This window comes from Ruminococcus sp. MSJ-25 (genome assembly GCF_018917825.1).
Taxonomy (GTDB): Bacteria; Bacillota; Clostridia; order Oscillospirales; family Ruminococcaceae; genus Hominimerdicola; species Hominimerdicola aceti.
Map to the genome: position 1 here is coordinate 38,458 of NZ_JAHLPI010000013.1, position 23,605 is coordinate 62,062.

The 23,605-nt window shown below is 44.7% G+C and carries 21 protein-coding genes; all 21 read right to left on the reverse strand.

What is annotated here, in order from left to right; all coding sequences use genetic code 11:
- Positions 1–42: 42 nt before the first annotated feature.
- The 21 genes from KQH97_RS04050 to KQH97_RS04150 all read right to left on the reverse strand — a co-directional run bounded on the left by KQH97_RS04050 (position 43) and on the right by KQH97_RS04150 (position 23,355).
- Entirely contained in the window at positions 43–948 is a 906-nt protein-coding gene (locus KQH97_RS04050) for a hypothetical protein (RefSeq protein WP_216552880.1), read from the reverse strand.
- A gap of 28 nt (positions 949–976) precedes the next feature.
- Positions 977–2,104, reverse strand: coding sequence for an undecaprenyldiphospho-muramoylpentapeptide beta-N-acetylglucosaminyltransferase (gene murG / locus KQH97_RS04055; RefSeq protein WP_216552882.1), 1,128 nt, complete (start codon positions 2,102–2,104; stop codon positions 977–979).
- A gap of 15 nt (positions 2,105–2,119) precedes the next feature.
- On the reverse strand, positions 2,120–3,346 hold the full coding sequence (locus KQH97_RS04060) for an FtsW/RodA/SpoVE family cell cycle protein (RefSeq protein WP_117863108.1): 1,227 nt from the start codon (positions 3,344–3,346) through the stop codon (positions 2,120–2,122).
- Between the two features lie 24 nt (positions 3,347–3,370).
- Positions 3,371–4,393 (reverse strand): hypothetical protein, encoded by a 1,023-nt coding sequence (locus KQH97_RS04065; RefSeq protein ID WP_216552884.1) that lies wholly within the window; start codon positions 4,391–4,393, stop codon positions 3,371–3,373.
- A gap of 17 nt (positions 4,394–4,410) precedes the next feature.
- On the reverse strand, positions 4,411–5,772 hold the full coding sequence (gene murF, locus KQH97_RS04070; protein WP_022288352.1) for a UDP-N-acetylmuramoyl-tripeptide--D-alanyl-D-alanine ligase: 1,362 nt from the start codon (positions 5,770–5,772) through the stop codon (positions 4,411–4,413).
- Positions 5,773–5,937: 165 nt separating this feature from the next.
- Positions 5,938–7,386 (reverse strand): UDP-N-acetylmuramoyl-L-alanyl-D-glutamate--2,6-diaminopimelate ligase, encoded by a 1,449-nt coding sequence (locus tag KQH97_RS04075; RefSeq protein WP_117859042.1) that lies wholly within the window; start codon positions 7,384–7,386, stop codon positions 5,938–5,940.
- Positions 7,387–7,411: 25 nt separating this feature from the next.
- Positions 7,412–9,745: a penicillin-binding transpeptidase domain-containing protein gene (locus KQH97_RS04080; protein ID WP_216552886.1), complete on the reverse strand. Its 2,334-nt coding sequence runs from the start codon at positions 9,743–9,745 to the stop codon at positions 7,412–7,414.
- Positions 9,746–9,900: 155 nt separating this feature from the next.
- Positions 9,901–10,377, reverse strand: a complete 477-nt coding sequence (locus tag KQH97_RS04085; protein ID WP_216552888.1) for a cell division protein FtsL — start codon at positions 10,375–10,377, stop codon at positions 9,901–9,903.
- 73 nt (positions 10,378–10,450) lie between these two features.
- Complete coding sequence (gene rsmH, locus KQH97_RS04090; protein ID WP_022288348.1) at positions 10,451–11,386, reverse strand: 16S rRNA (cytosine(1402)-N(4))-methyltransferase RsmH; 936 nt, start codon at positions 11,384–11,386, stop codon at positions 10,451–10,453.
- Positions 11,386–11,805, reverse strand: coding sequence for a division/cell wall cluster transcriptional repressor MraZ (gene mraZ / locus KQH97_RS04095; protein WP_256320806.1), 420 nt, complete (start codon positions 11,803–11,805; stop codon positions 11,386–11,388). The genes rsmH and mraZ overlap by 1 nt, the downstream gene beginning before the upstream one ends.
- A gap of 1,155 nt (positions 11,806–12,960) precedes the next feature.
- On the reverse strand, positions 12,961–13,491 hold the full coding sequence (locus tag KQH97_RS04100; RefSeq protein WP_038670519.1) for an inorganic diphosphatase: 531 nt from the start codon (positions 13,489–13,491) through the stop codon (positions 12,961–12,963).
- 19 nt (positions 13,492–13,510) lie between these two features.
- A complete protein-coding gene (locus tag KQH97_RS04105; RefSeq protein WP_022288345.1) occupies positions 13,511–14,074 on the reverse strand; it encodes a hypothetical protein in 564 nt (187 codons plus the stop codon).
- 183 nt (positions 14,075–14,257) lie between these two features.
- Complete coding sequence (locus KQH97_RS04110) at positions 14,258–14,503, reverse strand: acyl carrier protein (RefSeq protein ID WP_022288344.1); 246 nt, start codon at positions 14,501–14,503, stop codon at positions 14,258–14,260.
- A complete protein-coding gene (locus KQH97_RS04115) occupies positions 14,496–16,295 on the reverse strand; it encodes an HAD family hydrolase (protein WP_216552890.1) in 1,800 nt (599 codons plus the stop codon). The genes KQH97_RS04110 and KQH97_RS04115 overlap by 8 nt, the downstream gene beginning before the upstream one ends.
- A gap of 25 nt (positions 16,296–16,320) precedes the next feature.
- On the reverse strand, positions 16,321–16,758 hold the full coding sequence (locus KQH97_RS04120; protein ID WP_216552892.1) for a GNAT family N-acetyltransferase: 438 nt from the start codon (positions 16,756–16,758) through the stop codon (positions 16,321–16,323).
- Positions 16,759–16,778: 20 nt separating this feature from the next.
- Positions 16,779–17,363 (reverse strand): L-2-amino-thiazoline-4-carboxylic acid hydrolase, encoded by a 585-nt coding sequence (locus KQH97_RS04125; protein ID WP_117897619.1) that lies wholly within the window; start codon positions 17,361–17,363, stop codon positions 16,779–16,781.
- A 21-nt stretch (positions 17,364–17,384) separates the two neighbouring features.
- Positions 17,385–17,990, reverse strand: a complete 606-nt coding sequence (locus KQH97_RS04130) for an L-2-amino-thiazoline-4-carboxylic acid hydrolase (RefSeq protein ID WP_216552893.1) — start codon at positions 17,988–17,990, stop codon at positions 17,385–17,387.
- Positions 17,991–18,025: 35 nt separating this feature from the next.
- Complete coding sequence (locus KQH97_RS04135) at positions 18,026–18,190, reverse strand: hypothetical protein (RefSeq protein ID WP_167539803.1); 165 nt, start codon at positions 18,188–18,190, stop codon at positions 18,026–18,028.
- A 79-nt stretch (positions 18,191–18,269) separates the two neighbouring features.
- Complete coding sequence (locus KQH97_RS04140; RefSeq protein ID WP_216552895.1) at positions 18,270–18,575, reverse strand: hypothetical protein; 306 nt, start codon at positions 18,573–18,575, stop codon at positions 18,270–18,272.
- A 1,085-nt stretch (positions 18,576–19,660) separates the two neighbouring features.
- The gene (locus KQH97_RS04145) at positions 19,661–21,919 is read right to left on the reverse strand and encodes a DHHW family protein (RefSeq protein WP_216552897.1); all 2,259 of its coding nucleotides are present in this window, start codon (positions 21,917–21,919) and stop codon (positions 19,661–19,663) included.
- 14 nt (positions 21,920–21,933) lie between these two features.
- Positions 21,934–23,355: an MBOAT family O-acyltransferase gene (locus KQH97_RS04150; protein ID WP_216552899.1), complete on the reverse strand. Its 1,422-nt coding sequence runs from the start codon at positions 23,353–23,355 to the stop codon at positions 21,934–21,936.
- Positions 23,356–23,605 lie beyond the last annotated feature (250 nt).

A 23,605-nucleotide genomic window follows, 5' to 3' on the forward strand; every position in this document is an offset into this window, starting at 1 on the left:
GTTTTGACTTATCTTATGCAGGACCGCCCATATAGGTTAAAGCTATCTGTTGATATATATCTCTGTAGCGTTTGAAACAGGCATAAAAGCAGGCAAACAAGGCAGATAGGAGTCCATGCCTATCTTCTTTTTCATATCCTTAGTTGAAAGTATCATGCCAGTAACGCAATCGTCAAACGTACTATCGTCCATATCAGTGATATTCACAAGTATCCTTACAGTGACCTCCTTGCTGGAAAACGGAGGAACAGTGTCGCCTATGACCTCGCCGTCGCTGTTTGTCGTAACGCTGGTCGCATAGCATACCGCGTTGTCATATTCAGAAGAAACATGGCTGATCTCATACTGCGGTATCTTTATCTCAAAAGGAGACGGGTTTTTGATATTGAACACTATATCTGCAAAACGGTAGCTTGAACTCAACTCAGAACCAAAAGCTTCTTCGTTGTATACAGAATAATTTGACAGCGCATATGTTTTAAAATCCGTCATACCCATTGTTTTGAACACGTTGTCATCATATCTAACCACGCTCTTGTCTGCGTCATTGAAAAACAGCGGTGGGAAGAAGAACACCATAAGCACAAGCACAATAATAACAGCCACAACTGTCTTTATTATCTTGCCGCGCTTAACATATGAATCTCCCACCTTTACTCCCTTGCTAAGACCTGTCGCCGCCTGTGCAGGCATAGCCGCAGCGTCCTCAAGGAAATCGTCCTCATCGTCCTCTTCCTTGTGCTTGGTAGGGTCATCGTAAGTCTTTGTGGCACGGTCGAACTCCCCTGCCTTGTTGAACTTTTCTCCGTCAAAAATCTCGTCGGCGGTGCGGTTCACTCCGCTGCCCTTGAACTTTTTATCTGACAGCTTTTTTATCTTGTCAACATCAGGCACTTCAATGCTGTCCATTGAAGCCCTCTTGTTATACTGTCTGTAATTCTTATCCATTATTTTATCCCCTTAAATTTTGCGTTCCTTATCCCTTAATAAGTGGCTCTAAAGCCTTGAATATCCTGTCCTCAGTATCGGCAACATGAAGCTTTGCAGCGTTTTCCGAGCACTGTCTGAGTTTCTCAGGATCTTCTATAAGCCCCTTTACAGTATCAATGAAAAGCTTTTCCGTCAAGTCTTTTTCTTCGATAACAAAGCCTGCTCCTGCGTTTTGCATTACCATGCCGTTGTAATACTGGTGATTTTCAGCCACCATAGGCGACGGGATAAGCACAGAAGCTCTGCCCATTGCTTCAAGCTCCGCCAGCGAAGCTGCTCCGCACCTTGATATAACAAGGTCAGCCGCAGCCATTGCCACAGGCATATTGATATAATCCTTTATGATACGTCTGCTGTTGTTGATATCTATACCCATAGCCCTGAGCTTTTCAGGATAATCCTTATATCCCTGATAAGTGCCGTAGGAATGTATATGACAGACCTTAACATCATTGTCCTGATACCATTTCAAAAGCTTTGCGATATTCTCATTAAGCACTCTCGCACCCAGACTTCCGCCTGTTGAAAGCACACATATCTCGTTCTCATCAAAACCAAGCTGTTTTTTAGCCTCCGCCTTTGACATGGTGTTGAAAGCTCCCCTTACAGGCAGACCTGTCACCACCGTCTTAGCATTTTCGGGCATATACTTTTCTGCCTCCTTCACAGTGAGCATAACAACGTCCGCAGACTTTGCAAGTATCTTGTTTGTCACGCCCGGAAAAGCGTTCTGCTCGTGAATAGCCGTCTTTATGCCCATTTTAGCGGCTTTTCTAACTATAGGTCCTGAAACATAGCCTCCGGTTCCTATAACAAGATCAGGCTTTGCTTCCTTTATTATCTTCTTTGCAGTGCTTCCTGACTTTACAAGACACCCTGCCGCATGGATATTTCTTTTGAGATTTACCCAGTTAGGCTTTCTCCGAAAGCCCTCTATCTTTATAGGATAGAACTTATATCCCGCCGCAGGCACGAGCCTAGCCTCAAGCTTTTCAGGATTTCCCGCAAAGCTTATCTCAGCGTCAGGATAATGTTTTTTTATGATCTCCGCAATGGCAAGAGCAGGATTTACATGACCTGCCGTACCGCCGCCTGCAAGTAAAACTCTGAGCATAGAACTAATACCTCTTTACTTTTTTTTGATGCACTGACGTGAAACGTTGAGCATGATACCCATTTCTGCAAGCTGTATCATCAGTGCAGTACCGCCGTAGCTGAAAAAAGGCAGTGAAATACCCGTGTTAGGGAAAGCGTTGCAGGCTACCATAATGTTGAAAAGTGCCTGCGAGCCTATCTGTATTGTTATACCAGCCGCAAGAAGCATACCAAAACGATCCTTGCTTCTTGAAGCGATCATGAAGCCCTCGATTATAAAAAGCACAAACAGCAGTACCACTACCATTGCACCCACGAAGCCAAGCTCCTCGCAGATAATTGCGAAAACGAAGTCGTTTTGCGACTCAGGCAGATAGTATTTTTGCCTTGACTCTCCAAATCCAAGACCGAACCAGCCGCCCGAGCCTATAGACAATAGAGATTCATAGGTCTGGAAGGTCTTTCCGCTAGGGTCGGATTCAGGATTTTTCCAGCTCTGTATACGATCTGAAATATAAGAAAAGCCTGAGCCTGACGCCATTTTATATATCAGCAGCAGCACCCCGAAAACAGCACACACACCGATAAATTTCCAGAAGGTCTTTTTTGGCATACCGCTTATGAACATCATAGACACGCCCATGATACCCACCAGCATAACAGCCGACATATGCCTCTGAAAAATAAGCACCAGCGCCACCGCGCCCATTATCACAGTAAACGGTATAATACAGAATTTCCAATCCTTGAACTTAGGATAATTCACCGACATTATGTATGCGAAAATAATAATGAACGTTACCTTCAGAAGCTCCGACGGCTGAAAGCTGATCGGACCTATTTGTATCCAACGCTTTGCACCGGCAACGTCTATTCCGAAAAGAGCTGTATAAAACGTAAGAAGATATGTGGCGATAAACGCAATATATGCTATCTTAGTGTTCTGAAAGAAGTGATAATCAAGATAGCTCGTGGCAAACATCAGAAGAAGACCAAGTCCGGCAGACTTGAGCTGGCTCACCAGATAATAATATCCATCGTTATATTCACTCAGCCCCCACGCATAGCTTGCAGAAAACATCATCAGAAGTCCGAATACAAGCAATACCATTACAAGAATAAAAAACGGCTTGTCTATCTCCGTAAGTATAAATCTGAATCTATGTTTTCTTTTTGCCTGTGCCACAGGTTGTTTAAGAGGAACGTGACTATTATACACTATGCTTCCGTCACGTTCACGTCTAGGACCTCTTATAGCCAAACAAACAACCTCCCAACAAAATCTCTATATGAAAAACTTTCCCGAATATATCAAAAACGCTATCGCCGCCGCAGCCCCTGCCACAGATATCACAGCGAATATCCCTATCACGGCGTGATCTCCGTGACCTTTTTTCTGTAAATGCTCATGAAGCGTGTAACCTCTCATAAGCAGCTTTTTTCTTATCTTAAACACGATATACTGCAAAAGCCCGCAAGCTCCGTCAACGACCACCGCCGCACCTGCCAGCAGGAAAACGAAATATTCTCCCGAAAGCAGCACCGCCATAGTCATAAGACCACCAAGCGCCAGCGCACCCGACTCGCCCAAATAAAGCTTCGCAGGACTGCACCCCCAAAAGAGAAAGCCTCCTGCCGCACCCATTGTGCAAACAGCAAAAAGCTGAGCGGCGTCAGAGCCTGCCCCTGCCGCAAGACCGCTTGACAGCCCTGCTGAAAATATCAAAGCCGTTACAGCACACAGCCCGTCAGTACCAGTGTCGGTCTTACCGCCTGCGCAATCGTGTATCTTCACCATGTTTATCCCCACTGTCATAAACAGCGGAAAAAGCGGATAAAAAAGCCCGCCGAACTGCACATAGCCCAAGTGAAAAGGCATAAGCACAGCCGTCTGCACTCCTCCGCAGTATCTAAGCCCCACGCATACACCAAGACATATAAGATACTCCATACATATCTTGTAAAAAGGCTTCATGCCTATGCCAAGCTTTTTCTCCTTAACATAGTCCTCCGAAAGCCCGATAGCCGTGAGCATCAAAACTCCGCCCAGAGCGATAAACACACGCCTTGAAAACTCTCCGTTCTCAAAACTCAGCACCGCCTGTGAGTCATAAAATATAACTCCCGTAACAATGCCGAATATAACGCAGAGCATTATGACAACTCCGCCGAATTTTGGCTCAGAGCCGTCCTTTGCGAACCTGTCGCCTATATAAAAATCGAATTTGCCTGTTTTTATCCTGCGGAAATATGGTATGAACACTCTGCCGAGAACATATCCCAGCACCATTTCACACCCCAGTATCACCGCCTGCACGCTCCAGCTCATTTTGTCAGTGCATTGAACACTTCTTCAAGCTTCATTCCTCTGCTTCCCTTGAAAAGCACAGCGTCGCCCTTTGCAACTACCTCTTTCAAAGCCGCCGCAAGGTCATCTCTGCTTTCAAAGTGCCTGCAATTTTCCTTTGCAAAGCCCTTTTTCTCAGCACCCTCTATATAGCACTTTGAGTCCTCGCCAAAGCAGTAAAGCAGGTCAGCCTTTGAAGCCGCAACATACTCTCCCACATTTCTGTGATAGGTCTTTGAGTTCTTGCCAAGCTCCAGCATATCTCCAAGCACGCAAATGCGCTTGCCCTCCGCCTGTGCCTGTGAAAGCACCGAAAGGCTCGCTTTCATTGAGTCAGGCGCCGCATTGTAGCAGTCAACTATATATGTAACTCCGTCAATGACGGTAACATTCTGTCTTAAACCCTCAGGTTTGAACTGAGCAATGCCCTTTACGATATCCTCAGGAGGAATATCAAGCGCAAGACCCACACAGAACGCCGCAAGAGCGTTCTTTACATTATGCTCGCCCAGGCAGTTTATCTGGGCGGCTATCTTTCCGCCCTCATAGTTTATAGTAAATGTTATGCTGTTGTCAACAGTCTTAACACCGCTTGCATAAACATCGCAGTCCTTCTTTGATACAGAATAGTAATAAACCTTTCTGTCAGAATGTAACTGCACCCCTGCAAGCAATTTATCATCACGGCAAAGTATCAGCGGAGCGTCATAAGCCGCACCGTCAAGTATCTCAAGCTTCGCCTTGAGAATGTTTTCCTGCGTGCCGAGATTTTCAATATGTGAAATGCCGATGTTGGTTATAACAGCCACGTCAGGCTGACATGACATTGACATTCTCGATATCTCCCCCTGATGCGACATACCCATTTCGATAACAGCCGCCTCATAACTGCTGTCAAGACCGAAAAGCGTCTGTGGCATACCTATCTCATTGTTGTGGTTGCCCTGAGTTTTCAGCGTCTTGTATTTCTGCGCCACAACAAGGGCTATCATATCCTTAGTGGTGGTCTTTCCCACGCTTCCTGTTACGCCAACTACCTTAACATCGAATTTAGACCTGTAATACCCCGCAATGTCGAGCAATGCCCTTGCAGTGGAGTCAACTATCATACATCTTGCACCCTCCACAGGTCTTTCCGTGACAACAGCCTCCGCACCAAGCTCCATAGCCTTTGCGGCAAAGTTGTGTCCGTCAAAATTCTCACCCTTTAGTGCAATAAAAAGCGAACCTGGCTTTATTGTTCTCGTATCGGTGGAGATATCGGAAATTTCAACGTCAGCAGGATAGCCGTAGCTTCCGTGAACCGCCGATATTATCTCCTGTAAGCTTAATTTTTCCATTTTAATTCTTATCCGCCAATTTCTCGGCAGTATCTCCTTTCCCTTTTCTTATAAATATATATCTATTTTCATTCATCGCCGAAACGATGTAAACGGGACATCGTATTTCTGCAAAGCAGAAATTGCGCTGCTCCACTACATAACAAATATGTTATTTTCTATCTCTTATCTGCCCTCAGCTTCAAGCTCTTTAAGAGCGTCCGCAACGACTTCTCTCTCGTCAAAATGTATCTTCACACCACCTGCAAGTATCTGATAATCCTCATGACCCTTGCCGGCAAGCACGATGATATCGTCCTTTTCCGCATGATGTATAGCCCAGTGGATAGCCTCACGCCTGTCAACGATAGTTATGTAAGGAGTCGTCTTGCCCTCCAGACCAACCAGAACATCGTTTATGATATCCTGCGGATCTTCATTTCTCGGGTTGTCGGAAGTGACGATAAGAAAATCAGCATTGTCCGCCGCAGCCGCAGCCATAAGGCTTCTCTTTGAAGCGTCTCTGTTTCCGCCACAGCCAAAAAGGCATTTTACCTTTCCGCTTGCACTGTTCTTTATAGCCGAAAGCACGTTCACAAGTGCGTCAGGAGTGTGAGCATAGTCGCATATAACAGTGAAATCTCTGCCCGTCGGAACTATCTCCGCTCTTCCTCTTACGCCCTGCATAGTCCCCAAAGCTCTGATAGTCTTGTCAACGTCAAATCCAAGGGTCTCACAGCAGGCTATAACAGCCAGCGAGTTTGAAACGTTGAAAAGTCCGGGCATATTGAATGAAACATTGTGCTTTATCTTTCCGTCAGTGAAAACATACTTCACACCGCTTGCTGAAAGCAGTATATCCTCTGCTCTGAAATCAGCCTTTGTACAGCATGAATAGGTTTTCGCAGGACAGCTTATCTCTTTGAGATACCTTCTGCCGTATTCATCGTCTATATTGATGATAGCGTTGTCAGATATAGTGAAAAGTATCTTCTTAGCCTGATAGTAATTTTCCATCGTGCCGTGAACGTCAAGATGATCCTGCGTCAGGTTAGTGAAAACGCCTACCTTATAATGACAGCCTGAAAGTCTTTTCTGCTCCAAGCCCTGTGAAGATGCTTCCATAACAACATAGTCGCACTTCTCGTCAGCCATTTTTCTGAAAAGCTCATAAAGATCATAAGGTTCAGGAGTAGTTCTTGCAGTAGGATAAACGTCGTCGCCTATCTCGTTCTGACAAGTGCCGATAAGACCAACCTTACAGCCGAATGAAGAAAGCACCTTCTTTATAACAGTTGTTATAGTCGTCTTTCCGTTAGTGCCTGTTACACCGATAAGAGTAAGTTCCTTTTCAGGGTGACCGAAAAATGCCGCACACAGCAGAGGGAAAGCCTCTCTTGTGTTCTCCACGATTATCTGACAGTCAAGCCCCAGATCTCTTTCGCAGACTACAACTGTACAGCCCTTTTCTATCATGTCCTTAGCAGCGTCATGTCCGTCAAAGGTCTTTCCTTTTATGCACACGAACATCGAGCCTGCCTTGACAGCCTTTCTTGTGTCGCTCGTGACGTCGCTTATCTCCATATCAGGCAGAGAAGTTTTCGCAACGTCCTTTATGATATCATATAGTTTCATAATTATCATTCCTTATCATGGTTTCTTACTGTGAACCTACCGAGGTCACTGCAAATGTTACCGACACAGCTGTTCCCATTGGAACGCTCTGTCCTGCTCCCACGCTCTGATCGGACTGTGCAACTGCACCCTCCTCCTCGTAGCCTGAGCCTTCTGCCGTCAAGTTAAGACCATACATATCAAGCGTAGCCCTTGCCTGCTCCTTTGTAAGTCCTTTAAGTTCAGGCACCGTAACAGTTTCTTCCTTGGCGTTTGCTTCTGTGTAAAGCACGACCGATCCGCCATGCTCTATCTTTGCGGCAACAGGCGTCTGCTTAACAACAGTGTCGCCCTCGCCCTTGACCTTGACCTCAAGTCCAAGATCTTCAAGTGTCTTTTTGGCTTCCTCAACAGTATAATACTGAACACTAGGTACTGATACCTGCAAGTCTGCAAGCTCGCTTTCGTCATACTCAGGGAAAATTCCCACATAAGGCAGAACATCTGAAAGCACGTTCACGCATATAGGCGCTGCCACCTGGCTTCCGTAGAATTTCTCGCCTGTGGGGTGGTCTACCATTACGAGCATTACTATCTCAGGATCGTCAGCAGGAGCGAATGCACAGTATGAAGAAACATACGTCTGACCGGTCGGGTCCTCGTCCATTTTCTGTGAAGTACCCGACTTACCGCCTATCCTGTATCCCTTTATATAGCAGTTAGAGCCAGGCTGACCTTCAACAACGCCCTCGAGTATCTCTCTCATAGTAGCGGAGGTGTCCTCAGAAATGACCTGACGTCTTACAACAGTGTCCATTTTCTTTACAATGTTGCCGTTCTCATCAGTTATACTGTTCACTACCTGCGGTGTAACAAGATAACCGCCGTTTATAGCCGCCGAGTAAGCTGTTATCATCTGTATCGGCGTTACCTTATTTGTCTGACCGAATGAAGATGAAGCAAGCTGAACAGGACCCATGTTGCTAAGCGGCATACTGATAGAATTTGATTCCGCAGGCAGGTCGATACCTGTCAGCTCGTTGAAACCGAACGCATTGTAATACTGACAGAACTTTTCAGAGCCAAGCTTCATGCCTATCTGAATGAAAACAGGGTTACATGAGTTTAGCATTGCCTGGGCAAAATCCTGCGAACCGTGGTCGGTAAATGACCAGCAGTGGAAAGTCGTGTCCTCCACCTGTATCTGAGTGCCGCAGCCAAAAGTATCATTAAGAGTGATAGTCTTTTCTTCCAAAGCCGAAGCACCTGTTATGACCTTGAATACAGAACCCGGATTGTATATTTCTGAAACCGCCTTGTTCTTCCACTGAAGCGACCATGCGTCAAGCTGTTTCTGCTTGTAATCGTTTGAATCTTCATCAAGCCCCGCAAGCTCCGCCGCCGTCTTTTCATCGGAGATAGCCGCAGGCTCGTTAGGGTCATAAGGATCAGAGGTCGCCATTGCGTATATCTGACCTGTCTTAGGATTCATTATGATACCGCAGGCTCTGTCAGTAGGCTGATTTTCCTCAACTGCCTTTGCAAGCTCTTTTTCAAGTATAAACTGAATGTTGGCGTCGATATTCAGATTAAGATCGTCGCCGTCCTGAGCGTCATAGCTCTGCTTGTATCTGTATGGTATCTCAGTTCCGTCGCTTGCCTTTGCAGTGATTATCCTGCCGTCAATTCCGCTGAGATAATCGTCATAGTAAGCTTCAAGACCATATATGCCGTTGCCCTCATAGTCCGTGTGACCAAGCACAACAGAAGCAAGAGTATTCTGTGGATAAAGTCGCCTTGTGGTAGGGTCGCACCTTACGCCGTCAATGCCAAGCTCCGTGAGCTTATCCTCGATAGCCGTGGAAACGGTCTTTTCCACCTCTTTTTTCAGCACGATGTACTGAGTATCCGTCTTAGTGAGTTTTTCTCTCACAGTGTTAGTGTCTATCTCAAGATTGAGTGCCAAAAACTCCACAAGCTCGTCAAGACATTCGTCCCCTGATTTCGTTGCGTCAAGTCTTTGCTGATATGTAGCCTTCTTGGACGCATCGTCCTCTTTGGCTATATATCCCTTAAGCTCCTCTATCTTCTTGTCGTTGTCATCAAGCTTTTCTTTGAGCATAAGAGGGTCTGCATAAACAGTATAGACCGTTGCGCTCTGAGAAAGCACCGTTCCGTTTGAATCATAAATAGTGCCTCTTGACGCCGAAACAGCCGTGCTTTTAAGCTGCTGAGCGTTTGCAAGGGACTGCCACCTCTTGCCGTCCTTTATAGACACCGAAAATATGGTCGCAACCGTATATATAAGTATCGCCGCCACAGGCAGGCTCAGCCAAATATTCAGACGTTGTTTCATTCTGGCACTTGGTCTGTCGGTCATAAATATCTCCTCTCAGGACATCACCGCACATACAAAATCTTCAATAATTTAGCATGATACGGCAAATATCATATTTTCACACATACAAATTAATAGAACAAGAAAGCTAAGCACAAATATCTTGTCCCTAACTTTCCCCATAATTATTTTATTCACTAAGCCCCGATATATTCCAGAACAGAGCTGAACCAGTGTTTTATCTTAACGAACACATTGTCGTCCTCGGCCTTTACCACCTTTGCCACCGAGTCTGAATCCACAGTTACATACTCTATCTGAGATTTATCCAGCTTTTTAAGTCCCAGCTCATTCTCAGCATACTCCTCGACCTTTGACATATTGGTCTTCTGAGCAAGCTCTGACTGTAAGCTTACATTCTCTCCCTGAAGCTGAGCAAGCTGTTCCTCCTGTCTGGTCTGCTCCGAACATAGGCTTGATATTTCGACTCTGCCGTATATCATCGTTCCAAGAACAACAGCCACCAGCAGGCAAATGCCTATCACAGTTACTACCGATATGGTTTTCTGCTTTAGTGCAGGGTTTTTCTTATATTTTATGGCTCTCTGAGCCTCCGCCTCCTGAGCGTTGTCATAGGCACTGTAATCAAATGCCAAGTTATGTACCTTTGCCATTGCGGTAAAACACCTCTCACGATCCACGGGCAAGCCCGTTATTTACACATTCCCAATTTCACACAAATTTCACTCAGTCCTTGATCTTCTCGATCACCCTGAGCTTAGCGCTGCGACTTCTGTTATTCTCCGCAAGCTCCTTTTCATCAGCCTCTATAGGCTTTCTGTTCACAAGCTTTCCCCTAGGCGTTCTTCCGCATATGCACTGAGGAAAATCAGGCGGACATATACAGCCCTTGCAGAAGCTCTGAAATCTCTGCTTTACCAATCTGTCCTCCAACGAGTGGAAAGTGATTATGCAAAGCCTGCCGCCCACGTTAAGACAATCGAATGCCTTGTCAAGAGCGATATTCAAATGTTCAAGCTCCTTATTTACCTCTATCCTGATAGCCTGAAAAGTCTTTTTGCAAGGGTTTTTCTCACGCCTTGCCTTCTGTGGAACTGCGCTTTTTATTATCTCGGCAAGCTCCATAGTTGTCTCTATCGGTTTTTGTTCTCTGTATTTTACTATCTTAGAAGCAATGCTTCTTGAAAACTTTTCTTCGCCGTACTCGAAAATTATCCTCGCAAGGCTCTGATAATCATATCCGTTCACAACGTCCTTGGCAGAAAGCCCCTCCCCTGACATTCTCATGTCAAGAGGTGCGTCATTGTGATAGGAAAAGCCTCTCTCCGCATTGTCAAGCTGATAAGAGGAAACGCCCAGATCCATAAGAATGCCGTCAGCACCGCTTATGCCGAGCCTTTCAAATATCTCGTCTATCTCAGAGTAATTTCCTCTCACAACAGTCGCAGGATAGCCTGCCAAACGCTCAGTCGCAGTTTTCACCGCCTCGGGATCTCTGTCTATAGCCACAAGCCTGCCGCCCTTTTCGCCGTCAAGCCTTTTAGCAATCTCTCTCGAATGTCCTGCTCCTCCGGCAGTGCCGTCGCAGTAAATGCCGTCAGGTCGAATGTTCAGACCCTCCAAGCACTCATCAAGCAGTACGGGAATGTGGTTAAATTCCATTAAAAATCAAGCCCCTCCAGAGCTTCCATAAGCTCGTTATCATCAATGCTGCTGTTGAAATCGTCCCAGCGCTTTTTATCCCATATCTCACATCTGTCAGATACTCCGGCCACAACGATCTCCTTTTCAAGCCCTGCCACCTCTCTCAGTGACTGCGGAACAAGTATCCTGCCCTGCTTGTCAGGCTCGACCTCGCACGCCCACGCCATAAAGCTTCGCTGTAAAGCTCTCGCCTTAGCCATAGGCAGACTTCTGATCTTTTCGGCTCTTTTCTCGAAATCCTCAAGGGAATAAACGAACAGACAGCCGTCTATACCTTTAGTTACAATGAACCGCTCGCCGATAAGCTCTCTGAGCTTAGTAGGAAAAGTCATTCTTCCCTTAGCGTCCATAGTCTGATTGTAAGTACCTTTAAGCAAGCACGCCTGCAAGCCGTTCACCTCCCTTGACCGAGTTAAGCAATGAAATGCCACTTTTGAAGCACTCATCACCACTTTTTTGCACTTTTAACCACCGTACAATAATTATACACTATATTATAGAAAATTGCAACAGTAATATTTCCCAAAGTGAATTTTTGCAAGGGATTTTTCTTGGACACTTGGTCAATTTAAGAGAGATTTTAGGGGGATTTTGTAACTTTCGTCTTTTGATTTGTCACCATCTTGTAATTTGTAAACTTTTAATTAATTTTACGTCATACAATATCTTGTAGTGTTTTAAACATTTGCACCTGTATAAAGATAGCAGATATTTCCGCAAAACTCCCATACATTCACATCGTATTGACCTTATAAAGCTATTGTAACACAACATATAGTATACGTCAATAGGTTTTGCAAAAAAAAGCACAATTATTTCTGACGCTGTGACAGAAAAAGCAAGAAGGGTGATGAACGGTAGAATATAGTGTCGTAAAAAGGTTAAAATTCGGTAACAAGGAAATTTGTTTTCTAATTTAATTATTACACTATCCGATTTTGTAAATTTTCATTGCTTAGATAAAGAAAATAAAGTTTGAAGAGGAATGGAGCATGAGAGAGGGTTTTTAACGTTAAAACAGCCAAAAATAATAGTAAAATTGCACAAAACCGCAAAATAAAGTGGCAAAAAAGGCAACAACAAACCACGAGATACAATATGCAGTGGAAAGCGGCGTTCAAATGAGGAATGAGCATAGCTAACCAAAGTCGTGCCCCAGCACCGAGCGTAGCGAGAGATAAAACGCAGGCTCAAGCCCGGCGTTAGAGGGCTTGCAGGGTCAAGGGATAGAGTCCCTTGTGGAGTTTGAGGCAAAGCCTCAATCGGCGTAAGCCGACAAGGTGCAGATTTAATGAGAAAAAGCACACAAAAGTGGTGCTTTAAACAGAAGTTATATCTGAGTACAAAATCTGCACCGTTTTCCCTATCCCTTAGCAAATGTAAATCCGCAAAGAGCGCAGCGATTTTGCGGCATAGCAAACCATAGCACCAAAATGTAGGGGCGAACATCGTTCGCCCGTTGGCTTCACAACCTTGTATCAGAAAACAAAAAAAGCGGACGCACCGGAGTGCGTCCGCCAAGCCTCAGTTATTTACTTGCAAAAATTCTCAATGTATCTGTCGATACACTGTGCCACGATCTCAGTAGCGTGTTCACGATCCTTAACATCATCGACCACAGTGTCCTTGTGTTCAAGTGCCTTGTATACCGAGAAGAAATGACACATCTCATCAAAAATGTGCTTAGGCAGCTCTGAAATGTCCTTATATATGTTGTATGTAGGATCATTGAGCGGAATGCAGATTATCTTCTCGTCAGCCGCACCATTGTCAAGCATGGAGATAACGCCTATAGGATAACAGTCAACCAAAGACAAAGGCGCAAGCGTTTCCGAGCAAAGCACCAGTACATCCAACGGGTCGCCGTCCTCTGCATACGTCCTAGGGATAAAACCATAGTTTGCAGGATAGTGGGTCGATGTGTAAAGTATCCTGTCCATTCTCAGAAGACCCGTGGTCTTGTCAAGCTCGTATTTTACCTTTGATCCTTTTGGTATCTCTATTACCGCCGTGAATTTTTCCTTTGTTATCACCTTTGGTGAAATATCGTGCCAGATGTTCATGTACATTCCTCCTGTATTTTTATTCAGCCTCGTACATACCCTCAGACTTTAGATTTTCAGGTATGTCAAAAACCGTTTCGCCGTCCGCCTCAACGCATGAGATACAACCGGCGTTGTCCTCGTTTATCAAGTCCCACAGTGTTACAACTTCATCTTCGCCCACAACGTCTATCCCAAGTCTGTCAAAAAGCTTCTCAAGCTTCTTTGGATTGCGTGAGTATATCTGAAATTCCTGATAGTCTGTGAAATATATCTCCTCGTCATTCTTGTGCGAGCCAAATCCAAATCTCGATACTCCGTCATTTACAAGCACAGTGCCGTAACGCTTCATTATGGCAAGGGCGACCTCTTTCGTGCAGTTATCAAGATAATAGGTCTTGTATCCATCTCTCTCGCTGTCAGGAAGCTCCAGAAAGAAGAATATAGGCTCAGCGAGCTTCTCTATCACACCGCAGGCGACCTTCGCCATGATGTCACAACTCAGCACACCCCTTATATTATCCCCCTGAATGTGGCAACAAGACCGCAGTTTTTCCGCTCCGCCCACAGATACGCCCTGACAGAGGGTAAAATTATCTTCCATAATATCCTCCGTAAAATAGTTTTATTAACAATAGTATAAACCATTTTCGCAGATATTTCAAGTATAACCTATGAATTTACATTAAAAGTTTACAGCAGTACAGCCCTTCAGCCATACCGCCGCTAGAGATCACAAAATTCAGAAAAAGAGCAGCGTTCTCACGCATATTTCGCAAACAGCCTGTTACTTGCCTCTCTGCTCAATAATGCCGATCATCTCGCCCACATCTTTCATACCCGAAACCTCGCCCATTTTGAACCTCATCTTGAACTCGTCCTCCACCGCACCGATAAGAGTGATATGCTCGATAGAGTCCCAATCCTCGATATCATCAGCCGTGGTGTTCTCGTCCACCTCCAAAGTATCGTCATCAAAAACATCTCTGAAAACATCATCAAGTCTTTCAATTATCTCGTCCTTGCTAAGCATAATGCTCCTCCTTCACCTTTATAACAGTATTTTTATCCTCATACCCCTCAACTAAAAGCCGCCAAGCCGTGTTGCCCTCTTCGTCCTGAGATATCTTCTCAAAGCCGAAGCTTTCATAAAGCCCTGCCACCATTTTATTTTTCGCCGTAGGGTAATAATGCCCGTATATCTCCCTTATGCCACGCTTTTTCGCCTGTTTCACAAGACTATCCAGCATAGCAAGCTCCATATCCCTTTTCAGCACACGGCATGACATCAGCCAAAGCTCGATATCAAGCCTGCCCTTGTCCTCGCTGTCTGTCTTTCCGATAGTCACCGCCACAACGCCGTTGTCACCGAATTTGTCATAAAGCTTTCCATACAGCCTTATGTATTCATCAGAGTTATAGACCGCCTCCATTTGCTCCGCAGTGTATCTCTTTGTGGTGAGGTTGAACTGATTGCTCTTGTTGGTGAGCTGAGTTATCCTTTGCAGATACAAAGGCGAAAAATCCCCTATCTCTGCCGTCATTTCAAGACTCAAAAGATAATCATGATAATCCGCAAACCTGCTCTGCGCCTTTGCACGCTGAGCGTTCGCCCTGTACATATCATTGCGTTTGAGATCGTCCTCCGACAGCGTAACAGTTTCAAAATATCCCGAACGGTCAAGCACTCTTATGTAGTCCGTGACCTCTCCTATCTCAGGCACAGCCGTTCCCCCAAGCTGTCCCCTGACTATCTCCCTCTCCGCAGGGTTATCGTCCACAAAAACAAATGCCTCAGAAAGAATGTTAAGCTCCTCAGCCGTGTCAACGATATTTTTGTCCTTTGGCAGCCAGTTGGCTTTTATCGCCACAAAATCATCAGGTCTTAGCACGCCCTCAGGGTGGGAAAGCCCAGCCAAAGCGTTCTCTTCCTCGTTTTTGGAGCATACCGTCAAAAGCACGCCCAAGTCCTTGTGCGCCTTAACATACTGCTGAAACTCAAAATAAGCCATTGCCTCAGCCGTTTCCTTGCCTATCTCCAGATTTTCCACACCGTCGTCACCAACGACACCGCCCCAAAGAGTGTTGTCAAGATCAAGAGCCAGCGCCTTTTTGTTCTTGCCAAAGATAGCCTTTATAATATTCGCCACCTGAAAAGCCAGCTCAGGTATAGCCTCGATATTTAGCGCATATTTGTAGAGATACCAATACTTCGGCTCGCTCCACTTTTCAAGCCCATATGCCGCTGACAGCCAGTTTATATCATTGAGATAAACCTCAGACCTTCGGGCTATCCTGTCATACAAAGCCGAATTGAGCCTTGTGACGAAGTTCACCTTTCCACGCCTGTCAGAAGCGTCCATGTTTCCCATAAGGCGGAAAAACGGAAGTTCAAAATTGTTCTGTATCACAGGACAGCCGAAATGCTCTTTCACTCCGTCCCAAGCCTGAGAAAGCCTGTCAAGCTCAGCGTTCAACCCCTGCTCTATCTCCTCTTCACCCGACCTGGGGGTAGGTGAAAAGCTGAGGTTTCTAAGGCTCGTGTGTATATAAACGATATCAGGTTTAAAGCGGTCAAGCTCCTCGTTTGAGAACACAGCGTCCTGCCAGAACTGTCCGTATTCCGATCGATAGAACTCACATTCAAAGCCCATGTCAAGCAAAAACAGCTCCAATACCGACACAATATCGTCCGTAGTCGAGCCGCCCAGCACAGCCACCCTCTTTTTCAGCCGCACCGTTCCGTCGCCCAAAAGCTGCCTTTTCAGCGACCTTTTCTTTTTCATTATAAACCCATTGTCAAATGGATACTCCAACTCTTTCATATTGCCCTCGCTTTTTATATATGACCTATAGATCCGATTTTCGTTCCCATATCATTTCATAGTCTTTTTCACCGGTAGCTTCGTCCAGACCCTCGCATTTGATATCAAAGCCCTCTCTCTCGTAAAAACGTATCGCCCGAGTATTTTTCTGATAAACGTTTAAAGACAGTTTAGCTTTTCTATCTTTTGCATAGTTCAGCAACAGTTTTCCTATCCCCTGCGACCGCACTTCTTCTGAAACAAAAATGCCCTCGATATATCCACCATTTATCCCGATAAAGCCTTGTATTTTTCCATTACATTCGTATACATAAACTTCCGCCTGCGGCAGCATATCCTTTACTGGCTCAAAATTATCATTCCAGTATTGAGAGGGAATAAAGTAATGTGCATTCAGATTGGCATTTAGCCATATATCAGCCACCCTGTCAATGTCCGATTTTTGAAACTTTCTTATCTGCATGATAATTCACCAAGCGTCCACTACTTCCTAAACATATGAAAATCACAGCAGTCACCGCCGTACCCCAGCGTCTTAGTCCTGGTAAACCCTATCTTTTTAAGTCCGCCGTATGTAACATCATCAACATCACAAAACAGCCTGCAAAGCTCCTCACAGCCGTTTTCAACACAAGCCGTGTGCCAAAGGCACTTTGTTATGGTGACGTTGAAATAATCCTTACCATGCTCCTGAACGCTCTCCTGAAGATCAGTGGTGCGCATTATCTTCAAAAATACCCTGCTGTATATCGCATAAAACCCAGGCACTATCTCCATTTTCACCGTGGAAGAATGTTTCTTCGCCGCCACTATCTCCAGCATATATTTGCGCATATACTTGTATACATCATCATCAGAAAGCCCCGCCGCAATGAAACTCTTGTAAAGGGCTATCCTCGGCAAAATGGTCTGTATAAGCGTTTTCATCTGATTTTCCGTCTTGCCCTTTGTGTTCCCGATGATTTCCCCAAGAGCCTTGTCCTGCATCTCAAACAGCTTTCCGCCCCTGTCATTGCCGAAACTCTCTGCCAAAAACGCCTTTATCTGCTTTTGCTGTTTTATTTTCACTTTCACCGCACCTTTCTGCTGTCACTTCTTCCTGCTGTACCTAAAATCGCAGTATGATGCACCCTCAGCAATAGTTCCCGTCCTAACGAGTTTCATGTTCATCATGTCCGCCAGCACAAAATCCATTTTGCATATGTAAGCCGCCAGCTCAGGACACCCCTCGTCCTTACAAAGCTTGCACGCCCCACATTCGTGATAATCATACCCAAGGTCATATTCACCATTGCCCGGCAGTATGTCCACCACCCAGTCGTTTTCATATAACCTCTTGTGGCTGTCCTCCGACCATTTCAAACGCCCAGGCATCTTCTTAGGGTCAAGATAACTGTCCACATCACCCATGACCTTGTGAAAAAGCTTTGAAGCGCAAAGCCCGTCACGGAATATCTCAAAATTCTCCTCCGCAGACTTCTCGGTGCTCCTGTTCATGGCAATGTAATAGCTCGCCATAATGTACGAACTCAAAAGCTTTGACTTGCCAATATCCTTAGCCCTCGCAACTATCTTTCCATGTTCTTCCTCTATCTTCTTAGCCACCTCTTTAGGAAAGCCTCTCCTTTTAAGCTCCGCCTTTACCACACTGTGATAAAAGTGAAATATCATCTTCACACTAAACGTATTTTCCATATTTTCACCTTTTTATCCGTTAAACAACGCCAACTCTATTCCCGATTATCCATATTGTAAATAACACAAGCAAATCCGGCTATCACCGCAAACAGTATCGCACCGCCCATTTCCTCCTGCAATGCTGCCCCGACAAAATAGCCAGCCATAGCCGCAAAAAACATGATAACAACAGCCGCCACCGTCCTAAATTTTTTCATAACGCTCAACCTCCAGCCTATCTCATATTATCAAAAGCCATACGGCAAACCTCGTCCGTTAGTTTCACCTTACCCAAACCTACAGCACACAAACCACAAACCAGTACATATAAGGTACCAGCGTCATAATGATATCATAAACTGCAAGAATTTTTCCCGACAGAGCATGACCATTCGCCGTACCCTTTTTCCAAACCAACAAACTGTACAGCACGCTCACCGCAATATGTATCAAACCACAAGCAAAAATTATCCAATGAAAAACATCGTCCGGAAACTTCCCCTCACTGCCTGTCAGCTCAAAGCTAATGATTATCACCCAGCCCAAAATGTCATTTCCCAGACCACTGATAACATGAGCCGCTATAGCCAAAAATTTCTTCATAAGCATACCCCCTATGCCAAAAGCATCTATTATTTATTTTCTGATAGCTCACATTTTATCATCACCCTGCACAAAATTCGCCCCACAAATTTATGCAAACAAATGATTTATATTTTAATTTGGCAACATTTCTGCAATTGTTGCATTTTTTATGCAACAAAAGTGGTGATTTTCGGGGATAAGTAGAAAGCGTTTTGATACTTGCGGGCACGTACAAGCCCTGCGACTTAGTGAAACCGAGGTGCGTTTCTGGAACAGGCTGTAGAGAACTTGTGTCAAAGCGTGGGTGTGCATTGCGGTATTTTGTGTATACGCAACCAAGGGCATAATACCCAATGTCGCACCCCGAACGCAACTTGAAAATTGAATATATATATCGGACAAAATTACGGCAACAAGTCTGTAGGGGCGAACATCGTTCGCCCGTCGAAGAAACAAGTCCACGATTACAACCATTGTAGGACAGAACAAAAAACTATCCTATCACGCTTGTAGGGGCTTGGCGAAATTTCTGTTCGCAAGCTCACAGAAATGCGACAGCCCGCTCGAAGTGACGAGGTTTGAATTTACCATAAAGTCATGCAGATGTACAAAGACGTGCGAGGGGGTCGGGACGTCGGATTTCTGCAAAGCAGAAATTGCGCCGTTCCCCTACAATTCTGAAATAATAACAAATTCTGAACACGGGCGAACACTGTTCGCCCCTACAGATATTTGGGATAGTTTATTCCTCCGCAAAATCGCTCCGCTCTTTGCGTATCTACATTGCGCTTAGGGCTAGAAAGGCGGTGCAGATTTAATTCTTCGATATCACTTTTATCTGATATCCTATTTCTATCTGCTTTTGATACTACAATCTGCACCTTGTCGGCTTGCGCCGAATGAGGCTCTGCCTCATACTCCGCTAGGGGCTTTGCCCCTAGACCCCACAAGCCCTCTAGCGCCGGGCTTGAGCGTGCGCTTTATCTCTCGCTTCGCTCGGTGCTTTATTTTACTTTATGCTTGCAATTTACTTTGGCCTGCTATGCTCATTCCTCACTCCTCACTCCTCATTCCTCACTTAACTCCACTCCTCACTTAAACTCCTACTGTATCCTAATATTATTCAAACAATCCACCTTACTAGGCGTTGAACAGCTCGTCAACGATATTGCAAACAGCAGGTCTGTGCAACCCACTTCTTTACAAAAATCAATAGCGTTTATGTCAAAATATCTGAAATCACAAACATAGATTTTTGAGAAGCCATGGGTGAAAAATGGTATCAGAGCATTTCCAAAGCTGTCTTTGAACACCACAAGCACTCTGCCATTGTCCACGCCCGTGTCTATCTCAGCTATCTCCTGATCCACGTTAAGTATCGCAGAATAGCAGTTTACGCCCTCTGCATAGTCAAAAAACAGCGTAGATTCCACAGGGTTTTTAAACTCCGTATCATAGTACTTTACCGTCAGATCATCATTATTGTCAGGCTTATAGTAAATAAACTTGTCAGGATATTTTTTCAATTCACTGTTGTAATTGCTGTAAGCATACATCGTTCCCACAAAGCCGTCTATCTCCCATTTATCGTAGGTATCAAGGTCCGGAAAATCTATTCCCGACTGATCGGCAAAAACCTGCGCCGCATAATATGCTCCCAAAGGCTGCCAGTGATGATCCGTTCTTGAGTAGATATATTCCTTTGTATGCTCAGCCAGAGAGCCATAAACATCAGTGTTGATTATTCCGTTAAGACCTGCGGCAATGTTGTCGATATTGTCTTTCTGATCTGAAACAGCGTCCTTGAGATTGTTCGGCATATAATAAGCCGCCGAAGTCGGGATAGACATATTGTATACGTTCACGCTGTCCCCAAGGTCAGCCTTCCATTTGTTTATGGTGTTCGCATACTTGTCGCCGTTCTCGAACGTGCCATAGTATGCACCCATTGCACGGACGTTTTCGCCCTTGCCGGATACTATAACGTCGCCCTCCCACTGACCGTCGTCAAGATTGTCAGGCACGTCAACTACCTTTTCGCTTTCCGTTGATTTTTTCGTAGTTGTGCTTGTGTCGGTGGTCTTTGTATCCGCAGTGGTGGTGGTCCTCGAACCTGTAAAAGCCGTTACAGTTGTTGTTTTTGCTATCTTATCCTGATCCAGCTCTTCTTTTTCCACCGTTTTGAAATCGCCAGTTATAACAGTATCGTTGAGCTTTATTCCAAGCATATTCGTAAAATCAGAGCAGAAAGATTTAAGCTTTTCTCTGTTTGGAACAGTGTCGGTAAAATATTCGGTTATTCCGCTTGTGAAGTCACCGTCAAAATATGATGACAGCGAAAATTTCGGAAAAGTCGCAAGGTTTCTGTTTTCTGACTGTATAAAACCGCTTTCACGCTTCATCACAAGCAGTGCCGCAAACACGCCGAAAACAATAAGCAGGCAAACAACAGAATTTATAACATTAAACTCCAGCTCATGAATATTGTTTTTCTTAGCCTTTTCACGTTCCTCACGACGTTTTTTTGCCTTTTCGATGCCTTTTCTGTAAGATTCCTCTGCCTTAGCGTCGCTTTCTTCTTTTTCCACAGGATCAGGTTTCGGCTCAGATTTAGGTTCAGCCTTTTTCTCAGCTTTCCTGACAGGCTCCTGCTCTTTCTGAACAGGCACTCTGACATTTATTGTCGCCTCTACCCTGCTGGGCTTCTGAGCATTCTCAGGCTTTTTTTCAGGGCTTCTCTTGTCGATTATCTCGACCCTTTTTCCTGCGATAACAGGGCCTTTATCCTGTGCCGCTGCGTCATATTCCCTATAATAGCTGTCAGGTATCTTCAGCACGAAATTCTTCTTATTCGGCAGCTTTTTCACAGTTCCGTCTGCTGAAACTGCCACAGAGATCTCTTTTTTAGTGCCGTTTATGTGATTTTTCTCTTTGGAAAATGGGATAATGACTTCATTATCAGAAGCCTTTTCCTCAGCATTTTTCTCCTGAGCTTTTTGTACAGACTGAGAATTTTCAACTTTTTCAGCTTTTTTCTCAACTTTTTTCAATGCTTCTTCATTATCATCATCAGTATTTAGCCATACGCTTTTCTTTGGCTTCAAAACAGGCTCGTCCGTCCAAATGCTGTGGCTGAGAGCCTTATTTTTTCTGACTATCTTTTCCACTATCTCGTCATGGACAGTGGAGCTTTTCTCCGTTTCGTCAACTTTTGCCGTGCTGACAGCTTCAGGCTTTTTCTTTTCCTCGCCTATAGGCTTTCCACCGAAAGTAACGCTGTCAAGATACTCTGTATAGGCTTCTGAAAGAGCCTTTGTATCAGGCAGTTTGAAGTCCTTTTCAAAATCTTTATTATTTGCCATACTCTTTCACCTGCCTAAAATCTGAAATACAAGAACGGATTGTTTGTTGTGTTCACAAGCAGAACGCTTGAAAGAACAAGTATCGCCGCATTGCACAGGATACCTACTGACTGCATAAAATAGGCTGTACCCTTTGCAGAGAGCGCCTTTTCTTTGATCTTTGGTATAACAGGCATTGTGAAAAGCACTGCCGCTGCAAAAAGCCAGATATTGTTCATGAAAAGGTGCTGTGTAACTGTGTCGGTCAGCTTGTTTCCATTTGCTCCAACAAGTGCCTTGAAGAACGTACCCAGCGAGCCGAGGTTCTCAAAATAGAATATTCCGAAGCCTATGAAAATAACAAGCTTTGTATAGATATGTGCAAGGGGTACAGGCATTTTCTTCATGCGCTTTTTGCCTATGAGCATTTCAAAGAATATGAACATTCCATAGTAAAGTCCCCAGAAAACAAAGTTCCAGCTTGCGCCGTGCCAAAGTCCTGTGCAGAACCATACAAGGAAAAGTCCGCCGTATTTTCTTCTTTTGCCGAAGATAGGGAGATAAAGCACATAATCTCTGAAAAATGAGCTAAGGGAGATATGCCACCTCTGCCAGAACTCTGAGATAGTTTTGCAGATAAAAGGGTATTTAAAGTTCTCATCAAAGTGGAAGCCGAATATCCTGCCAAGACCGATAGCTATATCTGAATAGCCTGAGAAGTCAAAATAATACCACAGACCCACAAGAATTGCGCCAAGCCATGTGCCTGCCACAGAGAGGGTCTTTATATTTTCATAACCGTTTGAAGCAGAGCCGAAAAGGGCGGTTACAACTGTGCTGAGATTATTTGCGATAATGACCTTTTTGCCAAGTCCGAGGATTATTCTTGAAAAGCCGTCGGAGATATCCTTGGCAGTGGTCTTTCTTTCGTTTATCTCCTCGCCGATAACGGAGTATCTTACGATAGGTCCTGCAACGAGCTGTGGGAACATGGATACATACAAAAGAAATCTGCCGAAGTTTTTCTGCGGCTTGACCTTGCCCCAATAGCAATCGACGGTATAGGAAATAGTCTGGAACGTATAGAAAGAGATACCGATAGGCAAAACGATATTAGGCACCGGTATGCCTAGACCAAACCAATTGTTGAGATTTTCCACAAAGAACGCCGTATACTTGAAACCGAACAGCACCCCAAGGTTAAAGACAAGCGACCATGCAAGCGCCGCTTTTGCCTGCCAGCCTTCGGGATGTTTTTCTATCACCCGACCATTTATGTAGTCCACAAGGGAGGAAACTATGAGGATACTAACCCAGACAGGCTCGCCCCATGCGTAAAAGATAAGTGAAAACACCACCAGCACTGCATTTCTTATGGCTGTACTGCGTGTGATAAAATAGCATATCAGGCACACAGGCAGGAAAAAATACAAGAAAAATAGATCTGCAAATACCACAACAAAACTCCTAACAAAAATTGATAAAACAGCCATTGTCGGCTTATTCCGACAAAAGGCGATACACATTTAAGTATATCACTGAACACACTAAAAGTCAATTAAAACAGAGGTCTGCGGAAAGTTTTTCGTGTAGTGCTACAATAGATATTGGACAAAATTAAGAAAAAAGAAAAGAGAGATAGACAAAAATCTGATAAAATAAAGTTACCACACCAAATTCAAATCAGAAAGGAAGCCTATCTCTCAT

What these genes read in the sequence shown, in the direction of transcription:
- KQH97_RS04050 (WP_216552880.1), bottom strand. Translation starts at nt 948, where the DNA reads ATGGATAAGAATTACAGACAGTATAACAAGAGGGCTTCAATGGACAGC.
- murG (WP_216552882.1), bottom strand. Translation starts at nt 2,104, where the DNA reads ATGCTCAGAGTTTTACTTGCAGGCGGCGGTACGGCAGGTCATGTAAAT.
- murF (WP_022288352.1), bottom strand. Translation starts at nt 5,772, where the DNA reads ATGGAAAAATTAAGCTTACAGGAGATAATATCGGCGGTTCACGGAAGC.
- KQH97_RS04075 (WP_117859042.1), bottom strand. Translation starts at nt 7,386, where the DNA reads ATGAAACTATATGATATCATAAAGGACGTTGCGAAAACTTCTCTGCCT.
- KQH97_RS04080 (WP_216552886.1), bottom strand. Translation starts at nt 9,745, where the DNA reads ATGACCGACAGACCAAGTGCCAGAATGAAACAACGTCTGAATATTTGG.
- KQH97_RS04085 (WP_216552888.1), bottom strand. Translation starts at nt 10,377, where the DNA reads ATGGCAAAGGTACATAACTTGGCATTTGATTACAGTGCCTATGACAAC.
- rsmH (WP_022288348.1), bottom strand. Translation starts at nt 11,386, where the DNA reads ATGGAATTTAACCACATTCCCGTACTGCTTGATGAGTGCTTGGAGGGT.
- KQH97_RS04100 (WP_038670519.1), bottom strand. Translation starts at nt 13,491, where the DNA reads ATGAACATCTGGCACGATATTTCACCAAAGGTGATAACAAAGGAAAAA.
- KQH97_RS04105 (WP_022288345.1), bottom strand. Translation starts at nt 14,074, where the DNA reads ATGGAAGATAATTTTACCCTCTGTCAGGGCGTATCTGTGGGCGGAGCG.
- KQH97_RS04110 (WP_022288344.1), bottom strand. Translation starts at nt 14,503, where the DNA reads ATGCTTAGCAAGGACGAGATAATTGAAAGACTTGATGATGTTTTCAGA.
- KQH97_RS04115 (WP_216552890.1), bottom strand. Translation starts at nt 16,295, where the DNA reads ATGAAAGAGTTGGAGTATCCATTTGACAATGGGTTTATAATGAAAAAG.
- KQH97_RS04120 (WP_216552892.1), bottom strand. Translation starts at nt 16,758, where the DNA reads ATGCAGATAAGAAAGTTTCAAAAATCGGACATTGACAGGGTGGCTGAT.
- KQH97_RS04130 (WP_216552893.1), bottom strand. Translation starts at nt 17,990, where the DNA reads ATGGAAAATACGTTTAGTGTGAAGATGATATTTCACTTTTATCACAGT.
- KQH97_RS04135 (WP_167539803.1), bottom strand. Translation starts at nt 18,190, where the DNA reads ATGAAAAAATTTAGGACGGTGGCGGCTGTTGTTATCATGTTTTTTGCG.
- KQH97_RS04140 (WP_216552895.1), bottom strand. Translation starts at nt 18,575, where the DNA reads ATGAAGAAATTTTTGGCTATAGCGGCTCATGTTATCAGTGGTCTGGGA.
- KQH97_RS04145 (WP_216552897.1), bottom strand. Translation starts at nt 21,919, where the DNA reads ATGGCAAATAATAAAGATTTTGAAAAGGACTTCAAACTGCCTGATACA.